Raw genomic sequence first — 21681 nt, forward strand, 5'->3', positions numbered from 1 at the left:
CAGGAGGCGGCTGTTCCACTACAGTTGTAGTGACAATCGTATGAGGACAGCGTATGCCAAACAGGACGTCTTTTACTTTCATTTTTTCTCTGGTGCTAACAGTACTTGTGAGTTCATACTCAGTCGCCAGGTCATTGCCTGAGGGCTTTGTTGATATTCAGCAAGTTGACTCAAGCATTGTGGTCGATATCCGATATTTCAGCAGCGATAATTTTGTCGGTGAACGAATTGATGGTTATACAGCCGCTAAGGCAATAAGTACCCAGAAAACCGCGCAAGCGTTGGCTGATGTGCAGCAAGCATTGAGGTCTTTTGGTCTGGGTATAAAAGTGTTTGACGCCTATCGGCCACAGCCTGCCGTTGATCATTTTGTGCGCTGGGCTGAAGACTTGTCCGATACACGTATGAAAGCGAAATATTACCCGACCGTTGAGAAGAAAAACTTATTCCGAGATGGCTATATTGCCGAAAAGTCGGGTCATTCAAGAGGGAGTACTGTTGATCTTACCTTGATTGATCTTGCAAGTGGCGAAGAGCTGGATATGGGGACCGGCTGGGATTATTTCGGTAAAGCCTCTTGGCCCAGCTCGCCGAAAAGCACGGCTCAGCAAAGGGCTAATAGAATGCTATTGCAAACCATAATGCTTAAGAATAGTTTTAAAGCGTTAAAAGAAGAGTGGTGGCATTTCACACTGATTGATGAGCCGCATCCAGAAACGTATTTTACTTTTGCGGTGAAGTAAAAAAGGGGCACCTTCCTGGTACCCGAAACGTAAAATACGTCAAATCAATTCGACAGAATGAACACAAGTTAGCGAGTTAGTACTTTAGAAGTTGTAACGTACTAGCAAGCCTAGTTCGTTCTCAAGCTTGGCATTCGCACCAGTATCCGTTTTGCTGCTCGTATCGATTTTGTACTCTGCTGCTAGGATAATTGGGCCGGTGAAATATGCTGCACCTACGGTAGCATATGCGAATTTCGCTTTAGAGTTGTCATCTTCAAGAAGGTTGTAGCCACCTAGAATCTGGAATTGATTGATATCGTAAGAACCGAATACTTCTACACCTGTTGTAGACTTGAGCATGCCATCGGCAGTCACACTGCTGCTACTGAAGTTAGATTTCTTGAATGCGTCATTTGACGTTTCGCTTTGGTGGTTACGGAATTCACCGTAGTTCGCCGCCAAGTTCAAGCCGTTGTACTCGTAGGAAAGAACGGCATTCGCCACCTTGGCGTCTTCACGGTCGTCGAACTTGGTCTCGCCGTAAACACCGCTTAGACCGAGGATACCCATACCTGTATCAAAGTCATAGCCAGCCATTGCCTGGTAGCCATAGTCACGATCGTAGCCTGTTTTATTATTTTCGTCATCAAGACCTAGGGAGCTATCTTGGAATTGGTACTGAAGCCCTACCTGAACACCGTAGAAGTTGTTGCGGTACTGGATAACGTCATCCGCACGGCCTGTACCATGTACACCACCATCGCCGGAGATACCGTCGTAGTTACCAGCGGTATCACCCCCATAAATCCAGAACAGGTCCGTTTTACCGGTTACGTCGTAGTGAACAGACCATGCTTTACCTATAGTGAAGTTACCAAAATCTTCGTTATCAGCGGTAACGTAGCCAAGACGGTTTGAGATATGGCTGCCTTCGGAACTGTTTGCCAGTGCATCGTATGCCCACTCAGCACGGGTGCCGATATCCCAGCCACTTTCTAGCGCATGGGTATAGCCGAAGTTAATACGAGAAGATTGGTTACGAAGTTCAGAGTCACCATCAGAGAAACGTGCGCTTGCCGCCAAACGACCACCTACTGAGAAGGTGTTAGTACCATCGTTATAAACTTCCAATGCATGTACAGACGATGATGCTGCCGCAGCAGTAGCCACTGCTAGGGCAATTAGCTTTTTGTTCATTTCTTAATTCCTAATTTTATAGTGAGAAGCACCTCGTAAGTGCTTGTTTTATGTTTTATTACTTAGTTCCGTGTAGTAACAGTGAAATGATCTTAAGGTGGTGAGGTTAAAGAATAATTTATATGTAACCATCTGATTTTATTTGGATAAAAATCTCAAAGTTTACATTTGTTACACCGTTGATAGGGTGGTTAAGCGACTAGAATGTAAATACGGCAGCGAGGGATTAAAGTTATTTTTTCAGATATTGAGTTTTAGAATTTTTTGCTATTGAAGTTGGTGATTCATTCGGTGATTTAAGCGACGTTTCACGAATGATTGGTGGTGAAATTCAGCGTCTAGAGCTTTATAGGTGGAGTATTGAGGTGATGGGATTGCTTGCCGAGTGGATACAGTCGAGGGAACGACTTTCAAGAAAGTGAACTCATTGAGAGGGTATTGATGTCTATCGACATGTGTCGAAGACTATAAGTATGCAGGTGTATGGATGTATGGAAATGTGGGGGCGATTGTTCAATGGCTGGTGGGGGAGGCAGAGAGAGTCGCTAAAGGGCCAACTGGATAGTTAGCCCTTTCGTGTCAGTTTTATTGCTTTTCTGATAGAAAACGGATGGTGTTCGCCAAGTCTTCCAAGCTGTCGTGTGCACCATTTTGTACAAGGTATTTACCTTTTACCAAGAAAGCAGGCACGCCAGTGATTTGTGCGTTTTGCTCAAGCTGGTTGGCATTGGTCATTTGCTGGTAAACAAGTTCTTTTTGCTCATCGTTTAGCTCAAACGGGCTAACAAGATCATATTGGCTGAAGATTTCATCCAACTTGTTCTTGCGACCTTCTTCATCCAAGTCAGCAGCTTGATCTTGAACAAAACCAAACAATGCTTCCTTCAATTCAGGTGATGGCTTACCTTCACTTTGAATTGCTGCTGTGTAGTAGAGGTAAGCGGCGTACTGCGCACTTTCGTTGAACGTTACGTGTACTTGGTCGATATCAACTTCAGCCAGTTTTTTGATTTCTGGCAGCATCAATTCCATGTTACGGCAGTGGCCACAACCAAGGGAAAAGACTTCAACAACGTCGGCAATGCCTTCCGTTGGGGTCGCAACGACAGTGTATTTCACACCTTCTTTAGGCGTTTCACTTTCACTACACCCTGTAAGTGCCACTAGAAGGAAGAGGGTAGAGGCAAAGATTTTAGTTAGCGTATTCATACTGATTTTTGTATTGGAGATTAAAAAAGTAATTATGGATGAAAATGGCCGGTAGGTCGCTAACAAGAATCAATTTAGTTGTATCTAGTGCAAGAAAATTTCAACTTACCTGTTGCTTTAACAAGCGTTTGATAAAGTGAGGTATTGAGGTGGAATTCACTCATTTGCATATTTGTAAGGGCGTATTCCCCGTGTCATATCAACATTTCTTGCCTAAGTTGCTGAGAAGTTAGTCTATTCCATCACTATGGTCTTTAAATGGCCTTAGATATGAAGAACTGTCATGATTATAGTTTATGGAATAAAGGAAAACCTTAACCCGATTAAAGCAAGGCTTTCTGATGTTATACAGGAATGTATGAACAGAGAGCTTGGTCTGCCAAACGATAAGCGCTCACAACGCTTCGTTCCTATGGACAAAGATGACTTCTATTATCCCGGTGGCCGAAGTGATGCCTACACTGTTATCGAAATTAATATGATGCAAGGGCGTAAAGAGGATACGAAGAAAGCATTGATTAAATCACTGTTCGCTGAAGTGGGGAGAGAGTTAGGAATACGTCCTGTTGATCTCGAAATTATCATTAAGGAGCAGCCAGCACACTGCTGGGGTTTTCGTGGGATGACAGGTGACGAGGTAGCCGATCTTAAGTACCGAGTGGAAGTATAGCGCTCTCGGTAAACTTATTCATAAATAAGTAGGGATATAAATATCAAGGAGGTGTTATGTTCCCATTCGAAGTGTTCACTGCTTATACGTTGGCGTGTTTGTTGCTGGTTATCTCTCCCGGGCCTGATAACTTGCTCGCTGTTGGGCGGGGATTAAGCCAAGGTAAAGTGGCGGCTATTGTGTCGGGGTGCTCCTCTGGAGCCGGTATTTTATTTCATGTGTTAGCGGCAACCTTTGGACTCACATTGCTGATTCAAACCTCTGAAGTTGCTTTTTATATCGTAAAAGTGGTTGGGGCGGGTTATTTAATTTGGCTTGGTATAAAAGTATTACGTTCAAGGAGCCTTTTTTCTCTCAAAAGAGCTGAGAAGCAATCAAAAAAGACCATCTTTTCAACGGGGTTCCTTTCTGCCGCTCTTAACCCGAAGCCTGGTATGTTTGTACTGGCTTTTGTTCCTCAGTTTGTTAATCCGGCACTTGGCTCTGTGACCGCGCAGATGATTGTTTATGGTGTGTGGTTTGCCCTGTTGACCGCTATTGGTTTTAGCATGATGGGGGTTTTCTCATCCCAACTTACCCTTTGGCTTAGTAACAAGCCGAAAATAGTCTCTGGCTTAAATGTAGGAGCGGGTGCCACGTTTATAACCTCTGGGTTAGCGATCGCTTTGATGAAGCAGAGGTGAGAGAAAGTCGTTCAGCATGAAGGTTAATAAGAAGGGCACATGGATATAAAACAAATGGATTTTCTAGAGCAGTATTTATCAACTCTCACGCAAAGCGACCGCGATGCCATTCCACAGGTTATTGCTGAGTATTTTTGTGCCGATGAATACAATGCTAATGAGTGTGCGAGGTTAATCAACCAGGGTATTAAGCGTGCATCCTGTAGCTTGAAAGCGGGTTATGATGCTGAGGATGAGGCGCTGCCGAAACTCGGACGTTTATCTGTTGTGCTCAATTGGGCGCAAGAACCGGTCTGTATCATCAAACTGACAGACGTCTCTATTTGCCCTTTTAATAAAGTAACCCCGGAGTTTGCGACTCTTGAAGGGGAGGGGGATCTGTCTTACCCGTGGTGGCGAGAAGCCCATATTAGGTTCTTTACAAAGTATGCGGCCAGTCTAGATATTGAGTTTACCGAGTCGTCCGACTTGGTGTTGGAACGCTTTGAGAAGGTATATCCACTATAAGCTACATCAGCGGATCAAGCCGCGAACCTCGCGGCTTGGTTTATGCACATTCTTTATTGAAAAATTGTTCAAAGAACGACAGGGTTTCATTCATTACTTGATCGCGCAGTTCATCCTTTTCCATCAGTAGCTCATGACGAGCCGACTCAATAACTTTCAGTTTGCATTGGTCGGTATTTCCATCAAACAGGTGGTGAGCACGGTTATCTACAACAGTGTCATTTCCTGCCTGCAATAACAGCAAAGGTGTCTGGAGTTTGTCTGATTCCTGAATACATTGTTTAGCCGCTTGCATAGCCTGCCAGATCCATCTTGCGCTTGGGCCTCCGACACGTAATTCAGGGTGGGTCTGATACAGGTGTTTGGCCCATACATAGCGCAGTTGGCTCTGGCATTGATCGTTTTGCTCAAATGGCAGCTCATGATATGCCTTTTGTCCAAGACCATAAGTTGGTTTGGACTGGTAGAGATCGTAAAGTTTTGCCACCGCTGGGGCGACAAAACGAAGTGGACTCGGTATATGAATACCAAACATAGGGGCGTTTAACACAGCAGCGTTGAATACATTGGGGTGTTGTTCCATATACAGCGTTGAAATAGCTCCGCCCATGGAGTGTGCCAATAAAAAACAGCGGGAATAGCGGCTCGGTCGCACGATGGTTTCGATGAAGGTATCAAGATCAGCCACATAGTCGGAAAATGTGTCGACATGCCCAAGCTCGGGATCATCGGCAAGACGACCGGATGCCCCCTGACCTCGATGATCATAGGTGTAGATGTCAAAGCCATGGGAAAAGTACTCAAACATCACTTCTTGATATTTCCATACACTCTCATTTCGGCCGTTTACAATGACGACACAATAACGATTTTGTGGCATCAATGGCGCTTCATTTTGGCAAAGGCTGATGCCAAAAAGTGGGATGCCGTTGACACCATTAAATGTGTGCTCATGGCGCTGTTGCCACATATGGTGAATTTCGTGACGCATCAATTCGGTGAACGCCGATTCTTTGGTGGTTAAGTCCGTAGTAAACATTGATGTCATGAGTCCGTCCTATGCACACAGCTTTTGGTCACGTACTTCTTCGCAGTTTTGGGCTGCATGAGAAGTGAATGCAGGATCTTGGGGAATATTGTCTGATGACTCATCTGCCGTGACCGGCATGTTTGGAGTCGATAGGCTTCGTCCAAGCGTTGCCATGAAGTACCGACCAGAGCGATAGCCTAGTTGGTAATCATGATCGAGTGAATCCGTGTTGCTACCAATTAATTTAGAGTGAAGATCTTTATTTGGATGGATTTCATAAATCGTGGCGTCATCAGGTGGATTATTCAAAAAATCTTGGGTTCGGCGGTAATTATCTTCGTGCTCAAGCAACAAGCTGATCAAGTTTGATGCTTTGGTTTTTCCTAGTGCTTTACTGATTATCGACATCCAGCAGTGGTCAAAATTAGCCGTAATAGGTACCGTGCGGATGACTACTATATGGCGGTAACCCCTGTCGTACGCCTCTTGCGCTGGGATCGGTGCGCCGACACCACCATCAACCCAGTACTCTTGCTGATTTAAAATAGGCTGGCGGCGCAGGATGGGAATTGCGCATGAGGCTTTTAACGCCGTCTGCCAATCATCGTTGTTGAGGTCGAAGAAAGAGGCACGGTGGTTATCAGCACGGCATGCGCAAGCGAGTACGGTACGTGAACGCATGTTCTCATGTCCTTGCTGCCAGTCCAATGGCAGGCGGGTTTGTGTTTGTTCTAACAGCCAATCCAGATCCAAGCCTTCTTTACCCAATAAAAACCGTGGCAGGTCAAAAAAATCATGGGTGGTGGTGGCTTCAGTGATGATCCGGTAAGCGTGCTTAGTTTGTCCGCAAATGAACGATGCAATATTCAGTGAGCCAGCAGATGTGCCTACCAGTAAAGAGAAAGGGTTATATTCCGCATCCAAAAAGGCATCCAATACTCCCGCAGTGAAAATACCACGTTGGCCACCACCTTCAGTTACCAGCGCGACGTTATTGGACGCCATTGGTAAATAAGACAGTGCTTCCACATTGTTCACTGCACACGAAATATGTATCCCCGTCATTGCCAGCCCCTTCCATCTTGTTGTTTGAAGTCGGGCTAATCATATCCATGTATTAATGGTTTGAATATTTGAAACTATAAAGCTAATGGTTAAGTAAAAGTTAACGATGTTTTTAAGTTAACCGCACTCAGGCGGCATTGTCATAAACTCTTGATTGAACAAATGGCTAATTTCAGTATGATGGCCGGCTTTTCTTGGTTCGGAGGATAATATGTTTATCGGTTTTGATTATGGAACGGCCAATTGTTCCGTTGCTGTCATGGAGCAAGGGCAGCCACGAATGCTGGCTCTGGAAGACGAAAACAGTTTTATCCCCTCGACATTATGTGCGCCGACTCGAGAAGCGGTAAGCGAATATTTGTACCGCCACATGGGCGTGCAGCCCGTTGACGAACTGGGTGAACAAGTTCTGCGCCGCGCGATAGCCTTTAACCGTGAAGAAGACATTATTGTTGAGAAAGGCGATTTGCTTTTCGGCCAGGCCGCGCTAGATCTATACCTCGATGATCCTGAAGAAGTCTATTACGTCAAATCACCGAAATCATTCTTGGGTGCGAACGGCTTGCGTGATGTGCAAATCCGTTTTTTTGAAGATCTGGTCTGCGCCATGATGAGCAATATCAAGCACAAAGCAGAATCCCAGCTAGATACAGCCATCACCAGCACCATGATTGGCCGTCCGGTCAACTTCCAAGGCACCGGTGGTGAAAAAGCCAACCAGCAGGCTGAAGCGATACTGCGCCAGGCCGCTAAAAGGGCAGGCTTTGAGCAGATAGAGTTTCAGTTTGAGCCTGTAGCGGCGGGCCTTGAGTATGAAAGTACGCTAACAGAAGATAAAACCGTGTTGGTGGTCGATATCGGTGGTGGTACAACGGACTGCTCAATGATCCAGATGGGACCAAGTTGGGCGGGTAAAGTAGACCGCACCGAAAGTTTGCTGGCCCACACTGGCTTGCGTGTTGGTGGAAATGATTTGGATATCTACTTAGCTTTTCGCCAAATCATGCCGCAGCTAGGCTTGGGGACTAAAACCCAGAAAGGCATTGATATGCCTATCGGTCAATTCTGGAACCCAATTGCAATCAACAATGTGGTGGCGCAAACCGATTTCTATGGTTCAGCCAACCATGCGGTATTGAAGCAGCTACAACGTGATGCAGCTGAACCTGAAAAGTTAATGCATTTGCTTAAAGTGTACCGAGAGACCTTGGGCTATCAGCTTGTGCGCAAGGCTGAAGAGTGCAAAATTGCATTATCTGATTCACCAGCACATAAACTGGCACTGTCGCACTTATCTTCTCTACTAGAAGTTGAGGTAAGCCAGCAGCAAATGGCGCAGGCAATAGAAGCGCCAAGAGTGCACATTAGCCAATTGGTCACCGAAGCCATCGAACAAAGTGGTATTAAGCCTGATGTGGTTTACATGACCGGGGGCACAGCACGCTCACCGATCCTACGTGCTTGTATCGAGCAGCAATTACCGGATACACCCGTTGTGAGCGGTAGTTACTTTGGCTCGGTTACTGCCGGACTGGCTCGTTGGGCAGAGCAGTGCTTTAAGTAATTTAGAATACCTTAACGGGGTAATAAAAAAGCCTGACTATCAGTATCTATTTGACTTGGATATCTTGATAGCAGGCTTTTTCTGTAATTGGATCACGCTAATGGTTATGGCTTCTTCACCCAAGCGCTACACCAGCCATTGGTGTTCACTGCTTTGCCGGGAAAGATTGCACAAGGGCGCCATTCGTCTCCATCATTGCCCTGAATGAGTGCACAGTTACCACAATGCTTTTCACTGTCTGCTGCTTGGTGAACGTATTGAAGGGCTTTGGCTTGAGGATCATCCTCAGTCAACTGGGGTAAGTCTGAGGCATGGGCAGGCTTGACCAGTAACTCCTTACCGACAGTAATACCAATGACACTGGCAAGCCCAAGTTTGAGGAAATTCCTTCTATTTGCTGTGTATTTCATCTTACAACCTTTCTTATTGCTCACAGTTTTAACGACATTCATTTTTGTTTTTTGGTGTTGCTCTACAAGGGTAATACGGATCGCCAGATAATGTTGGATCAAAAATGTGATGATATTAATCAGTTTGTTACATTTGGTGATTAAAGTTAGCGTAACTGTTGGGTTGTACTGGCTGCGAAACAATTGGTCGATAAGTGAACAATCAACGAGTAAGGGTGTCGATTAGCTAGTAACGTACTGACAAATAAGGCTTGATCTGAAACAAGCTTTTACAGATTGAGTTAAATTAAGGGTTGCAACATTTTCTTTACAAGCGCATTATCTTGCGTCGAGTGCAGCAATCATAAGGATAAAAAATGGCAAATTTGTTTTTATTGGATATTGATGGGGCGCTGGTGGATTCAAATAACCTAGAGCTGGATTGCTATGTCAAAGCAGTCAATGAAGTGCTAGGGGTTGAAATGGATACAGACCTTACCCAATACGCCAATCTTACCGATGCCGGAGTGTTAGACGAGATCATTGCTAAACACGGTATTGCTGATAGTCGATCACTTATTCACCGTAAAGTTGAGAGTCGGTTCTCCACCTTGGTTCAGCAGGCAATAAAAGAATCCCCTGAGACAGTGCATGAAGCGATGGGGGCAAAAGAGTTTTTAAATCACATAAAAGATCTTCACGATACACACATCGCGATAGCCACCAGTGGTTGGGCATCGACGGCGAAATTGAAATTGCGTGCCGCAGGTTTTGATATTAGCAATGTAACTTTTGCTTCATCGTCTGATGCACTTAGCCGGACAGAAATTATGGCATTGGCCGCTTTTCGTGCTAAACAAGATTCAGGAGTTGTTTTCGATCGTCGCGTCGTATTTGCTCATGGTGATCGCAATAAGCATGCATCGCAAGAGCTGGGGTATGATTTTGTCGAAGTCGGAAATGCTCATGGCCACCATACGCATATTCCAAACCTTGCGCATTACCAGGCGGCATTCTCTCGACTGGCCTTGTCTGCATAATGACAAGCGTTCCTTTTCGGAACAGTATTGTGATCTGATGTGAGAGTCCTTCCAGATTCTCAACTCTTTGGGCGTAGTGTGGAAATTTCCGCATATAGTAGTAGCAGTTATTTTCTTCTCTTGCATTCAAATTGCTATGCTAACTTTACGCCCAATGGGTAAATGGTCGATACCCTTACTTTGCTCTTCGTTGTTGCTAATTTCATTTCCTCCTCAAGCGGCCCAGGAAGACGTACCGTACTGCCACCGCTACGCTGATTTTAATTTTCCCGATTATATGGCGCTTTGGAATGAAGACGCGCCCGAGTTAACGGCCTCAACTTACTTTTCAATGTTGAATATGGCGGCGAGTAGTGTCGATAAAACCTTCTTGAGTGAGTTACTCAGTCAAATCGGCCGGACTTTTGTTATACGGGATGATTTCGAGCAAGCTAAATACTATTTAGAACAGGCTGAAGTCTACTTAAGCGATGCAGAGCCAAGAGCGCGAGCCTATTTCTTGAGAGAAAAAGCACGTTATTTTTCGCTGACCCAGCAGAAGAAGCAGGCGACTGATTTATTGCTGGAATCGTGGCAGATTTCCGAAAGGGAGCAGTACGAGCAATTGGCTATCGAAACTGCGCTGGATCTGAGTGAAAATACCATTGCAGATCTTAATGAGGAAGCAAGGAAACATTGGCGTCAAACGGCTAGGCTGTTATCTGAGTCAGCTCAAGATACGCGGGCAAAAATATGGGTCATGCAGAACCAAGATCGTTTTATTTAATTGCTTTTATCCATCTCCCAAAAGAAGATGATTAGATAGAACCTTCTATAAGTTCTATGCTAAATAATAGCAACGATGGAACTTGGAGTAATATCACATGGATGAGAAGTGGGTTCTGCAATGGTTTAATGATGTTTGGTCTAACGCCAACAGTACAAAGTTACAGGCGTTAGCGACTGACCCTTTTCATTTCCACGTCCCCGGTGGAAAAAGCTACCTACTCAGCCATACCGAGTACCTCAACTTTATTACAGTTTGGGGGCAACGGTTCAGAGATGTTACTTTCCTAATTATTGATACGGTCAGCGATGACAACAAAACCGTTGTTGTTTACCAATGTCATGCCTTGTATTGCGGGGGATGGGCCAAGATCCCCGCAAAGAAACAAAAAGTGATGATGACAGGGATGGCTTACTTCAAACATCAAGGGGATAAGATTGTTGATTGCCGTCTCGAAGACAGTAGTTTTGATCTATACCAGCAACTGACGCGGCGCTTAGAATAAAAAAACACCCTTCGATGTTATTTTGTCGAAGGGTGTTTCGAGCAGGCTATTTCGTGAAGGTTATCTCGTGAATAGCTATTAGGTATTGGATGAATACGCTGCTAAAGCATCACACTTAAATGATTTGTACCTGAGCTGGTGGCGGGTTCAGTTTTTGGAAGAACTCTTTGGTTTCCGTCACAACCACATCACGTAGCAATATCAAACCTATCAGGTTCGGGACTGCCATCAGACCGTTCACTATATCGGCAATCAGCCAAATCATATCCAGTTTCATAAAGGCGCCTGCGGCAATCAGCACCAGGAAGAACACCTTGTAAGGTAAGATAGCTTTTACGCCAAATAGGTACGTAACACAGCGCTCACCGTAGTAGTTCCAACCAAGAATGGTGGTAAAGGCGAAGAACATCAGGCCGATAGTGACCATCATTGGGCCAATGAAACTAGAGTCCAATCCGCTGGCAAACGCATAGCTGGTCATTGCCGCGCCAGCATAATCACTCTGCCAAGCGCCGGTTACCACCAAGGTAAGACCTGTCATGGTACAAATGATGATGGTATCGAAGAAAGTACCAGTCATCGATATCAAGCCTTGCTCAACGCAAGAATCTGTTTTTGCAGCCGCGGCTGCCATAGGCGCACTACCTAGGCCGGACTCGTTCGAGAAGACACCGCGGGCAATACCAGACTGGATAGCCAGCATGATACCGGCACCGACAAAGCCACCTGTTGCGGCATGTCCGGTAAAGGCTGATTGCACCACAAGTTGGATAGCCTCTGGGATCGCGCTATATTGCGAGCCCAGTACAATGACACAAGCGATGACGTAGAATACGGCCATGAATGGCACCACTTTACTGGCGACTTTGGCAATCGATTTCACACCACCAAGGGTGACTACCGCAACAAGAATTGTCAGCACCACAACTGTGATTTCACGTGGGATCGTAAACGATAGGTAGGCCGCGTCGACAATGGCATTGGCTTGTGGGAAAGTACCAATACCAAAGCAGGCAACACCCAATGCAAATACGGCGAACATACGTGCTAACCATTTTTGGCCGGTGCCTTTTTCAATGTAATACATTGGGCCACCGAGCATTTGGCCATTGGCGTCAACCTCACGGTATTTCACTGCCAGCAGGCACTCTGCATATTTGGTTGCCATTCCAAACAAAGCCGCAAGCCACATCCAGAATAGGGCACCAGGACCACCCATTTTAATGGCGGTCGCGACACCGACAATATTACCGGTACCTATGGTGGCGGACAGTGCTGTACATAGTGCGGCAAAGCTTGAGACGTCGCCGTCAGCCTTGCTGTCTTTGTTTCCCTTAAACAGGTAGCCCAAAGCGAGGGGTAGGTAGCGGATCTGGATCAGTCCCAGACGGACTGTCAGGTAAATACCTGTACCTACAAGTAAAAGTAGTAGTGGTGGGCCCCAAACGAGGTTATCAATAGTCTGTAAGAAATTATATAGTGGGTTCATTTTCTCTTTACCTTTAAACATCAAAGGAAGAGATAAAGAACAACAGTTATACCGTTGTATGGTGTATCAGAATGTTGGTGTTACTTTCTGTGCTGTTGATCTTATCTCCTCTGTCCTTTTGCCTGAGAGTTTCACCTGAATTCAGGTTTGCTCCTTCGGCGACCGATTTAACGGTTCTCTCCAGAGGCTCCTCCAACAACAGTCCATACCTTGCTTAGCAATTTACTAAGAAGGTGCCTGAAAGATTTACTGACCATTGTCTGCAGTGGCTGCAAACAGGATAGTGAGCTTACTTCTTCGGCGGGCTCGATACTCGTCGTAATGACTGAGCACTTGCCACTCTCCTGCTGTCTTCATCGGAACTCAATTTTGCCCGGCCATACTAATAGATAAAAATGCGATTGTCTTCAAAAAATTCGACAAAATTTAACAGGATGAATTGACGTGCCAGATTATTATGCCTGTATTTGCATCGCCTATGGTCTTAACGTTTGGTGTCACTGAGGGGACTCTTCCAGCCCGCTAGCAATGGCATCGAGTAATTGGTTTTGATGATCGGCAGTAACCTCCCAGACAAATACCCCAGCCAATTGCTGTTGTTTGACATAGATGGCCTTGGCTTTGGCCGACCGAGGTGATTCGAACGAAATGTAGTCTTTCGATGTCGGATTATAGAGCACTGCCGCTTCAGCTTGTTGATCGTAGTAGTAGAGAAATCCTTTCTTGTTATTCTCAAGAAAATGCCGAGAAATATCGTTGAAGCTAATAAAACCGGACTCGGTCATGGAGGAGGAGAGCCCATTTATTTCTGCCGCTTTGAGTGCTTCAAGACTCGTTATGCTGGCATTATCGACACCTTTCCAGCCTCGGCCATAAAATGGGCTGCCAACAAGGATCTTCTTGGCCGGAACTGATTGTTCACGTAGGTGTTTGACTTGACTAGAAACCGATAGCCCTTCGGGAGTCAGTGATGTTTCATTCAAGTTAGTATGGTGCCCGACAATATTGCTCCATGGGCCATGGAAGTCATAGCTCATCAGGTACACTGTGCTTAGCAATGGACTCACTTTTGGCCAGTCGATACTGCCATGGTGTTTTTGGCTCGCATTGTAAGTGATCGATAACTCATAACTCCTGAGCATCTCGTTACCTAGTTTATCAAGTTCAGCTCTGACATCCCGCAGTAGTTGGGTATACCCTTGCTTTTCTGACTCGCGCTCGGAGAGTCCTAACTTAGATAACCCATAGCCACCAGGGTACTCCCAGTTAATTTGAATCCCGCCGAAAAACGTGTATTTTTTTAACAGTATACGAATGCTGCTGATCATGTTTGCTTGGTATTGCTCGCTAGCAATCACGGTATGGAAAGGCTCAGACAGCGTCCAACCGCCAATACTGGCAATAATGGTTAATTCAGGGTTTTGTTCTTTAAGGTATTTGAGCTGGCCAAAATTACCGCGATAGTAGGTTTGGTGTGAGGTTTTGCCACGTAGTTTGGCCTTGAGTGCCGCATGCTCATCCAATACAACGACATGGCCAATGGGTTTGCCCTCACACCGTTTCGCCAGCAATTGTTGGACCTTCTCTGGAGATTTGGTGACAGGGCCGCAGATGGCAAGAAAGGAATAAACCAGATGCGTGGCGTTGTCGATGGCCAGTTCACTTAATACTGGTGACGATTTTTTGTAGATCTGCCAATCTGGGTAGTAAAGGACTAGTTGCGGCACTTGAGCAAGGCTTAATGATGACTGAGAGAGAATAAAAAACGCCATAAGCGGACGCCCTAGTGTCCATCTGAATCTGCTCACTGTCATTTATTCCTCCCTTTCCATCCAAATTAGTTATTTACTTATCAGAATAAAATGTCAGAAGTCGTACTGTTAATACTACTGGGTTTAAAAATTTGTGATGCTAGTTGGATATGTGAAAGGGGGCTTAATGCAAATGTGTTGATATGGTCTTTTTCTTGCTTATGAGCGCAAGCGCTATAATTTTGTGGTGTGTATGGCGAAAAAGAGCAAAAGACAATTTTAAGAAAATGCGATCCGAAATAATTTAATAGATTTTTTTAGAATAAAAAAAAGCAGTAAATTCAAATTTGCTATAAACAGCACTGTTTTAAAGATAGATATGCGCTTTAACCCGTTGAAGTCATCCTATTAGCAGATTATTTTGAGAAAATAGCTTTAAAGTTGCTACAAATTTTACGTCTGGAATTTTTTGGGTTTATAGACGTTAATTATCAATGTAACGTCACTTTTTTGACGGGCATAAAACTATAAATGATGCGACGAAGTTTTATGACAAGGAGAGTTTATACAGACAAAGCGTTTGTAATTTTCTTAATAGATTAAGGTGAAGCTGTGATATGGGTTAGTTGTAGCCACTTCGATAAAGTGGCAGAAGCGAAAGAAAACCTTAAGATGTCACATGATGTGGTGGACGTCTCACCTTTTGAGCTGTTGTCAACCATGACAGGTCAGGAGTTGATCTTCCTTGAAGTCGTAGACTCAACGTCGAATGGTTTTGAATTGTTACAGTCGGTGAAAAGTCGCTTCCCGCAGACCAAGGTCGTGGTGGTATATCACAGTCTTGACGCTGACCTTGCTTTGAATGTCCTCCGAGCTGGTGGTGAGGATGTGATTGCCGCCAACGCAACCAAGCAAGAGATTGATGCGTGTTTCAGTAGGCTCCATACCCATAATGTTGTCGCCGAGCCGGTGCAGGGGTATGAACAACGTGAACTGTCAATCAGGCCCGCATTGAAAATCATCGATGAGAATATTAGCTCACCGTTGCGGGAAGAAGATCTTGCTAATGCTTGCCACTATTCTCCCACTTACTTTTCTCGCCTATTTCACAATGTGATGGGTGTGACCTTGAAGCAGTATATTATCAAGAAACGGCTGGATTTAGCTTGTGGGTTACTGAGTTCTGATAGAGAAAAAATCTCCCAGATCGCTCACTCAACAGGCTTTAAGGATGTCTCTTATTTCTCTCGGGTATTTAAGAAGCACATGGGTTGCTCTCCCGGTGAGTTTAGGATGCGAAAGCATAATCTACATACCTGAAAATTAAGCCAGGTGATCAAATAACAACCTGTTACTCAGCGTAATAGGTTGTTTTTGCTTTTATTGAGTATCAACCCTCAATTTTTCCCTCCAAAAGCCGATAACATTCACTGTTTTTATGCATTGATGGAATTTATCGTTATGTCGCTTGGGTATATATCTAATAGTGACAAAAAGCATTTAGCATTATATGTGTTTCTCTGCATATAATGAAAGTGGGATGTTAGTTCAAAAATGTTGCTTGTGGTAAAAGTGGAATGACGACGTACTTCGATATTCTTGGTGTTAAGAAAAATACACCTATGGCTGATGTAAAACGGCAGTATAAGCTGCTTTCAAGTCGGTGCCACCCTGATAAAGGGGGCTCAAAGTCAATGATGCAGTTGGTGAGTCAGGCTTATGAAAAGGTGTTATCTGGGCATGGCCACGAAGAGGCGGTACAGACTGTCTACCTCAAGTCTAATGAACAAGCCGTAATATGGCAGAAAAAATGCCAACAGCTTGAACAGACCAATGCTGATCTCCTGCAATGTAATAAAGATCTGGAAAAAAGGCTTCAAGCTGAACTTGAAAAACGAGAAGAAAAAACGCCGCCATCAGAAGATGAGAAAAATTATAAACAGACGATGGAAGAAGATATGCAAACGCTGCGGAGGGAAAATCGTCGTTTGCAATCAAAAGTGGACAGTCTTCGCCGTGAGAAAGGAAGCGAGAAGACAGGGGTGACGAAATCTGAACTACCGGGACAATTAGTGGAGGCTTCACAGAAGTTAACACCAGCCGTCGCAAAACAAATTAAAGCCATAGGTCGGAGCCGTTATTGGGCTCGCTTGGCGATGTTCGCTATACCTGTCGCTTTGGTATGGCTTGCGGTGGGCCCCGCAAAAGAGCCTTTGCTGAATGTATGGAATAGCCTTAATTCCGAGCCTCAGAGAGTCAGCAAGCCGACAATGCGCCTGCTTCATCATGATCCTAATGAGGGTAAAAACCAGAATACCGCACAGGTGGAATCACCGCTGAATGTGGTGGTTGAAAAAGAGGTGGTTTTACCGCGTATTCAAATGCGTCGTGATGTTGGTGTGTGGCAGCTGAGTAGATTTGAAAATACGGCGAATTATTACATCAGTGTACGTAGCGAGAAGGGCTCATATGTGATTAAAAGCTGTCAGGGCGATTTTCAGTATTACAAAAACACCTTGCAGCGTGCGGGAAGGATGGCCGCTAACCTTATTTATACTCGTGATGAGCGGCATTTTGAAATCTATGACATCCCCTATGGCAATGGCTCTTTTGCCCATAACTGGGCCAAGAGTAAAAGCTTGCTGATCAATAACGAGTACTTCCCAAATAATAATTTTGCAAATTCGTACAGTACGTTACAGCAATATTGTCAGTGAAAAAAAATGACGGGCGAGCCCGTCATTTTTGTCTTTACCGCTCTCGCTAGCTGGGCTGTAGCTCTACATTGCGAACATCTAATGGTTTGTACTTTACGGCTAACTTGAATGCAGCGGGAACAAAGTAAAAAGAGACCAGGGTAGTGAGCAGGGTACCGCCTGCGATCGCCACGGCAAATGGAGGCCAGAAGCCACCACCGGCGAGGATCAACGGCATGAAGCCGCCAATTGTCGTAATCGTCGTCGAGGTAATGTGTCGGGTACAGCTCATGACTGCGACGACGATGGCATCAAGGTTACCTGCACTGGCATCTGGGCTGCTCTTGAGCTCTGCCAGAATCACAATAGCGGCATTTATGGCTAGGCCGACAAGGCCGAGTAAGCCGATGATAACGGTAAAGCCAAATGGGTAGCCAAAGGTTGCAACGGACAGTAACCCTAACCCTGCAGATAGCACCCCAACAAAGAAAATAACCAAACTTAACCGGAATGAGTTGAACGACAGCACCACAACCATCACTAACAAGGTGATCACCATCGTTAGGTTAGCCATCAGGTTACCGACAGACTCATTACGTTCTGCCGATTCGCCGCCAAATTCAATGGTGTAACTACTTGGAATATTTGCACGGTATTTTTCCAGTTCAGCCTGAAAATGTACCAGCGCTGTTTGCGGTAGCACGCCGGCACGGATATAGCCTTCGATAACGTTGACCCGTTGTCCGTTACGACGAGGTATGGCCCCCCGGCTTGGAGTGAGGGATAAGTCAGCGATAGCAAAGACGGGTAATCCGATCAGATCGCTGCCGGCTTTGACGGGCATCGGTAGGCTGCTCAGCTGGCTCATGCTCTCACGGTTTTCATCGCTAACCCGAACGCGGACTGGAATAGATTCGGTGGCCTCGATAATGCTGCCGCTCAAATGGCCTGTGAAGGTGGCTTGGAGTAGAGCTGCAAAGTCCTTGAGGCTCAGGCCGCTTAGCTGGCTCGCTTCTTCGTTTACATTCAACCATACCTTTGGCGTACCCGGCTGCAAGGTTTCTCGGGTATGGGTGACGTTCGGTGTACTCGCCATGATCAAGCGGATATCCTCGCCAATCGCCTTGAGCCTATCGAGGTTGGGGCCATATAACCTGACTTCTAGCGGTGCATTGAATGGAGGACCTTGCTCCAGCTTTCTGACAAGGATCTGCGCATTGGGCATCTTCTGATCAAGATCGGCCTGCAGGGCAGGGATCATGGTGTTGGCAAGCTCGAAATCACGCACCTTGACCATCGCCTGAGCAAAGTAGGGGGCACCTTGTTGGCGGCTGGTTAAATTGTAATAAAAAGAGGGGAAGTTTCCGCCGATAACCCAGCTGACCTGCTCAACCCCTTCATAGCTTTGCATGATGTCATCAACTTGCTGGGTGGCTTCCGAAGTGGCAAAAATACTGGCCTGCGGTGGTAGGAATAGCTGTATTTCGAACATATCCCTATCCGATGGCGGGAAGAATTGTTCGGTCAGTTGCGTTGCAGCCCAAAAGCCGGTGAATGGCAGGATACACACCAAACCGGCAGTGATCAGTGGGTGCTTGATGGCAAAACGGATGGTGCCTGCAAATCGCTTGCTGACTGCTGGAATAACAATACCTGTGTGGTACCAACGCTGGCCCTGATTGACCGAAGGTAATAAGCGAGAAGCAAAGCCTGCGACTAAGGTGTGGGAGATTAAATACGAGCCAATCAATGAGAAACATACCGTGATGGCGATTGCGCCGACAAACTCACCGGCGGGGCCTGGCATGAGGAAAATCGGTGCAAAAGCCAATACCGTTGTTAACGTTGATCCGAGTAGCGGGATCCATAAATGATGGATAGCTTGCATGGCAGCATCCAGCTTAGCTTTGCCTTGTTGGCGATAATGCTGGATGGTATCGACCATTACAATGGCGTTGTCGACCATGATACCAAGGGCAACAATAAGACCGGTTACCGACATCTGGTTAACAGGCAATCCGGTGAATTTCATCATCGACAAGGTAACAAGACTGGTAAGGGGCAAGGAAACGGCCACGATAACCGCAGAACGGATCCCCAGCGTAAGCAGCAAGACGATTAAGATAATTGAAAAACCAAGCAACAAGCTCTTGTTGAGATCAGATAGGCGGTTTTCTGTATAGCTTTGCTGTTCGAAAATGACATCGACAGAGATATTGGAAGGGATCTGCTGCCGGTATTGTTCCAACAGCCTGTTCATCCGCACAGTCCACTGGTCGACACGTAAAGTCGGCTGCATACGGGCTGCAACAATGATGGCAGGTTTACCATTGACTACGCCAATTTCGGAAGGCGGCGAAGCCGCTTTTCGTTCGACGTCCGCAATGTCCTCAACGCGGATCAAAAAGCCATTGTCATCCATTGCGATAGGTACCTGTCGAACCCTGTCGAGGGTATCAAGCGAATCAGAAACTTCTAAGGCAAAGCGGCTGTTGCTATTGACCAATTCGCCGGCTGAGTTTTTAGCATCTGCTTGATCGATGGCCTGAGATAAGGAAATCGCAGAGCGGCCAAGGGCACTGGTCGCGGCAGGATCTAATGTGACCTGAATTTCTTCATCCGGTAGACCATAAGTATCGACAAACTCCACCCCGCGCATGATCCGCATCCGGTTACCAAGTTCAATGGCATAGCGGCGTAAAGTAAGCAGATCCGGCTGGCTGTCACCTTGCCATGTCAATGTCGTGATAAGGGTAAAGGCATAACCATGATCGCTTTCTAATTCGGGTACCGAAGAGCCTGCAGGCAATGACGGTGCCACATCAGAAAGCTTATCTCTGGTTCTTGACCATACCGGCTCTGAGTCGGTGATATCATCGTTAAGTTCAATCTGAATAACGGAAATCCCCGGTCTTGATACAGACGAAAGTTCTTTGACTTCATCCAGCTGGCGCAGTTCGGTTTCAATTTTTTCGGTGATTAGCGCCTCAACCCGTTCGGCTGTTGCTCCTGGGAAGTGGGTAATGATGCTAGCGTGACGGTTATGGATCACCGGATCTTCAGCTCTTGGGAGTGTGGTGAGGGCAGAAAAGCCTGTCACGACCAAGAGTGCAATGGCCAATATTAATAGGCGGGTATTACTAATAATGGCTTCCATCTTCATAACACAGCCTCATCGTGTGTATTCAGAGGAAGTGGTAACTTTTTTACCGGCTGCACTGCCTGTCCGGGTACAAGTCGATGGAGCCCATCTGAAATTAGACGCTCGCCAGGTGTAAGCGCACCAGTTACATATGCATATTCAGCGTTGGCATGTAACACCTGAATTGAGCGGCGTTCAACCACGTGTTTATTATCTTCATCATTCATAACAAAGACATTCCATACACCGCGGAGACCGTCAGTTAATGCCGATAGAGGGATCCAATAGCCGTGCTTATCATAGACATCGCTAAATTGAAGGTAAGCAAGCTGGCCATCGATAACGTCAGCCATATCAGGCAAAGCAAAACGGAGTTTGACTGTACGCGATCCGCTGTCGACACGAGCGCCTGGGTTTAATAAGGTGACGGGGTAACCTTTTGCGCCGACCCGTAGCTGCCAATCGCCATTATACTGGGTTAACTTGGCAAGCTGTTTGGCGGGTATACCGATATGGGCTTCTTTGCTGGTGGAAGCAAGCAGGGTAAGGGTCGGTGAACCAGTATTGATGACATCACCTTTAGAAACGTGCCGGGCACTGATGGTGCCACCATACGGTGCGTAGACTGTCGACTTGGCTTGCTTTAGCTGATTGGCGGCCAAAGAAGCCGTTAGCTGACGGAAGTTGGCCCGCAGCGCATTACGTTGGCTATTGAGGGCATCAATGTCCGAATCGGCACTAAAGCCTTTTTTCTTGAGTGATTGCTGACGGTTCAAATTCGCTTCAACCAAATCAAGTTGGGCGGTTATTTGTGCCTGTTGGGCACGTAGTTCATCGGCTTGGGTCACTAAAAGTTGGGTATCGAGAATAAGGAGTGGATCACCGGCTTGAACGTTATCACCCACATCAACCAAGATTCGGGCTATTTTACCACCAAGCTCGGCCCCTAAATTTGCTTGTTGTCCGGCTTGTACCATCCCGACATATTCACGCTCGACATTGTAGTGATCGGAAGGAGCCAGTGTGAACGTATTCACGCTGAGTAATTGGTTTACTTGCTGATCGGGTGGGGATGTCGTTGAGGTGTTGCACCCCATAAGCAACGAGGAACCTATCACGATCCCGGCGATTGTTGTCCTGTTCATTTTGTTCTGCCTTAAGTTGTGATATCCGCATAATTTGGATATAAACTAGACTGTCCAGTCCACATGTTTAAAAAATATACCATCAGAACTAGACTGTCCAGTTTGATT

The 21681-nt window shown here is 45.9% G+C and carries 19 protein-coding genes and 1 riboswitch; of the genes, 10 read left to right on the top strand and 9 right to left on the bottom strand.

Annotated elements, in window-relative coordinates:
* The first annotated feature begins 53 nt into the window (after positions 1-53).
* Positions 54-743: a M15 family metallopeptidase gene (locus L4D79_RS13990; RefSeq protein ID WP_428652172.1), complete on the top strand. Its 690-nt coding sequence runs from the start codon at positions 54-56 to the stop codon at positions 741-743.
* Between the two features lie 84 nt (positions 744-827).
* On the opposite strand, the gene L4D79_RS13995 is transcribed toward L4D79_RS13990, so the two are convergent.
* Together L4D79_RS13995 and L4D79_RS14000 are read right to left on the bottom strand one after the other, a co-directional pair.
* A complete protein-coding gene (locus L4D79_RS13995) occupies positions 828-1922 on the bottom strand; it encodes a porin (protein ID WP_428652173.1) in 1095 nt (364 codons plus the stop codon).
* A 585-nt stretch (positions 1923-2507) separates the two neighbouring features.
* Positions 2508-3131: a thioredoxin domain-containing protein gene (locus tag L4D79_RS14000; protein WP_428652174.1), complete on the bottom strand. Its 624-nt coding sequence runs from the start codon at positions 3129-3131 to the stop codon at positions 2508-2510.
* A gap of 283 nt (positions 3132-3414) precedes the next feature.
* Here L4D79_RS14000 and L4D79_RS14005 point away from each other — a divergent pair, with 283 nt between their 5' ends.
* From L4D79_RS14005 to L4D79_RS14015, 3 genes are all read left to right on the top strand, one after another.
* Positions 3415-3801, top strand: a complete 387-nt coding sequence (locus L4D79_RS14005; RefSeq protein ID WP_428652175.1) for a tautomerase family protein — start codon at positions 3415-3417, stop codon at positions 3799-3801.
* A 101-nt stretch (positions 3802-3902) separates the two neighbouring features.
* Positions 3903-4484 (top strand): LysE family translocator, encoded by a 582-nt coding sequence (locus tag L4D79_RS14010; RefSeq protein ID WP_428652176.1) that lies wholly within the window; start codon positions 3903-3905, stop codon positions 4482-4484.
* Positions 4485-4523: 39 nt separating this feature from the next.
* The gene (locus L4D79_RS14015; RefSeq protein WP_428652177.1) at positions 4524-4991 is read left to right on the top strand and encodes an ASCH domain-containing protein; all 468 of its coding nucleotides are present in this window, start codon (positions 4524-4526) and stop codon (positions 4989-4991) included.
* A gap of 40 nt (positions 4992-5031) precedes the next feature.
* Here L4D79_RS14015 and L4D79_RS14020 read toward each other — a convergent pair whose 3' ends face one another.
* Together L4D79_RS14020 and L4D79_RS14025 are read right to left on the bottom strand one after the other, a co-directional pair.
* Positions 5032-6039: an alpha/beta fold hydrolase gene (locus L4D79_RS14020; protein WP_428652178.1), complete on the bottom strand. Its 1008-nt coding sequence runs from the start codon at positions 6037-6039 to the stop codon at positions 5032-5034.
* 9 nt (positions 6040-6048) lie between these two features.
* On the bottom strand, positions 6049-7086 hold the full coding sequence (locus L4D79_RS14025) for a patatin-like phospholipase family protein (protein WP_428652179.1): 1038 nt from the start codon (positions 7084-7086) through the stop codon (positions 6049-6051).
* A gap of 211 nt (positions 7087-7297) precedes the next feature.
* On the opposite strand from L4D79_RS14025, the gene yegD reads away from it, so the two are divergent.
* Positions 7298-8650 carry a molecular chaperone gene (yegD, locus tag L4D79_RS14030; protein WP_428652180.1) on the top strand — a complete coding sequence of 451 codons (1353 nt, stop codon included), beginning with the start codon at positions 7298-7300 and terminating at the stop codon, positions 8648-8650.
* 104 nt (positions 8651-8754) lie between these two features.
* Here the strand turns inward: yegD and L4D79_RS14035 are convergent, their stop codons facing one another.
* Entirely contained in the window at positions 8755-9060 is a 306-nt protein-coding gene (locus tag L4D79_RS14035; RefSeq protein WP_428652181.1) for a high-potential iron-sulfur protein, read from the bottom strand.
* A 356-nt stretch (positions 9061-9416) separates the two neighbouring features.
* On the opposite strand from L4D79_RS14035, the gene L4D79_RS14040 reads away from it, so the two are divergent.
* From L4D79_RS14040 to L4D79_RS14050, 3 genes are all read left to right on the top strand, one after another.
* Positions 9417-10079 (top strand): HAD hydrolase-like protein, encoded by a 663-nt coding sequence (locus tag L4D79_RS14040; RefSeq protein ID WP_428652182.1) that lies wholly within the window; start codon positions 9417-9419, stop codon positions 10077-10079.
* A 136-nt stretch (positions 10080-10215) separates the two neighbouring features.
* A complete protein-coding gene (locus tag L4D79_RS14045) occupies positions 10216-10845 on the top strand; it encodes a hypothetical protein (RefSeq protein ID WP_428652183.1) in 630 nt (209 codons plus the stop codon).
* Between the two features lie 97 nt (positions 10846-10942).
* Entirely contained in the window at positions 10943-11350 is a 408-nt protein-coding gene (locus L4D79_RS14050) for an ester cyclase (protein WP_428652184.1), read from the top strand.
* A 115-nt stretch (positions 11351-11465) separates the two neighbouring features.
* Here L4D79_RS14050 and L4D79_RS14055 read toward each other — a convergent pair whose 3' ends face one another.
* Together L4D79_RS14055 and L4D79_RS14060 are read right to left on the bottom strand one after the other, a co-directional pair.
* Positions 11466-12839 (bottom strand): alanine/glycine:cation symporter family protein, encoded by a 1374-nt coding sequence (locus tag L4D79_RS14055; protein WP_428652185.1) that lies wholly within the window; start codon positions 12837-12839, stop codon positions 11466-11468.
* A 100-nt stretch (positions 12840-12939) separates the two neighbouring features.
* Positions 12940-13033: riboswitch (glycine riboswitch) on the bottom strand.
* Between the two features lie 303 nt (positions 13034-13336).
* The gene (locus L4D79_RS14060) at positions 13337-14653 is read right to left on the bottom strand and encodes a glycoside hydrolase family 18 protein (protein ID WP_428652186.1); all 1317 of its coding nucleotides are present in this window, start codon (positions 14651-14653) and stop codon (positions 13337-13339) included.
* Positions 14654-15202: 549 nt separating this feature from the next.
* Between L4D79_RS14060 and L4D79_RS14065 the strand changes: the two genes are divergently transcribed.
* Positions 15203-15910, top strand: coding sequence for a helix-turn-helix domain-containing protein (locus L4D79_RS14065; protein ID WP_428652187.1), 708 nt, complete (start codon positions 15203-15205; stop codon positions 15908-15910).
* Positions 15911-16167: 257 nt separating this feature from the next.
* Positions 16168-17307 (top strand): J domain-containing protein, encoded by a 1140-nt coding sequence (locus L4D79_RS14070; protein ID WP_428652188.1) that lies wholly within the window; start codon positions 16168-16170, stop codon positions 17305-17307.
* A gap of 46 nt (positions 17308-17353) precedes the next feature.
* Here the strand turns inward: L4D79_RS14070 and L4D79_RS14075 are convergent, their stop codons facing one another.
* Entirely contained in the window at positions 17354-20443 is a 3090-nt protein-coding gene (locus tag L4D79_RS14075) for an efflux RND transporter permease subunit (RefSeq protein WP_428652601.1), read from the bottom strand.
* Positions 20444-20445: 2 nt separating this feature from the next.
* Positions 20446-21573, bottom strand: coding sequence for an efflux RND transporter periplasmic adaptor subunit (locus L4D79_RS14080; RefSeq protein ID WP_428652189.1), 1128 nt, complete (start codon positions 21571-21573; stop codon positions 20446-20448).
* Positions 21574-21681 lie beyond the last annotated feature (108 nt).

Source organism: Photobacterium satsumensis, from assembly GCF_050336935.1.
In the GTDB taxonomy this organism is placed as follows: Bacteria; Pseudomonadota; Gammaproteobacteria; order Enterobacterales; family Vibrionaceae; genus Photobacterium; species Photobacterium satsumensis.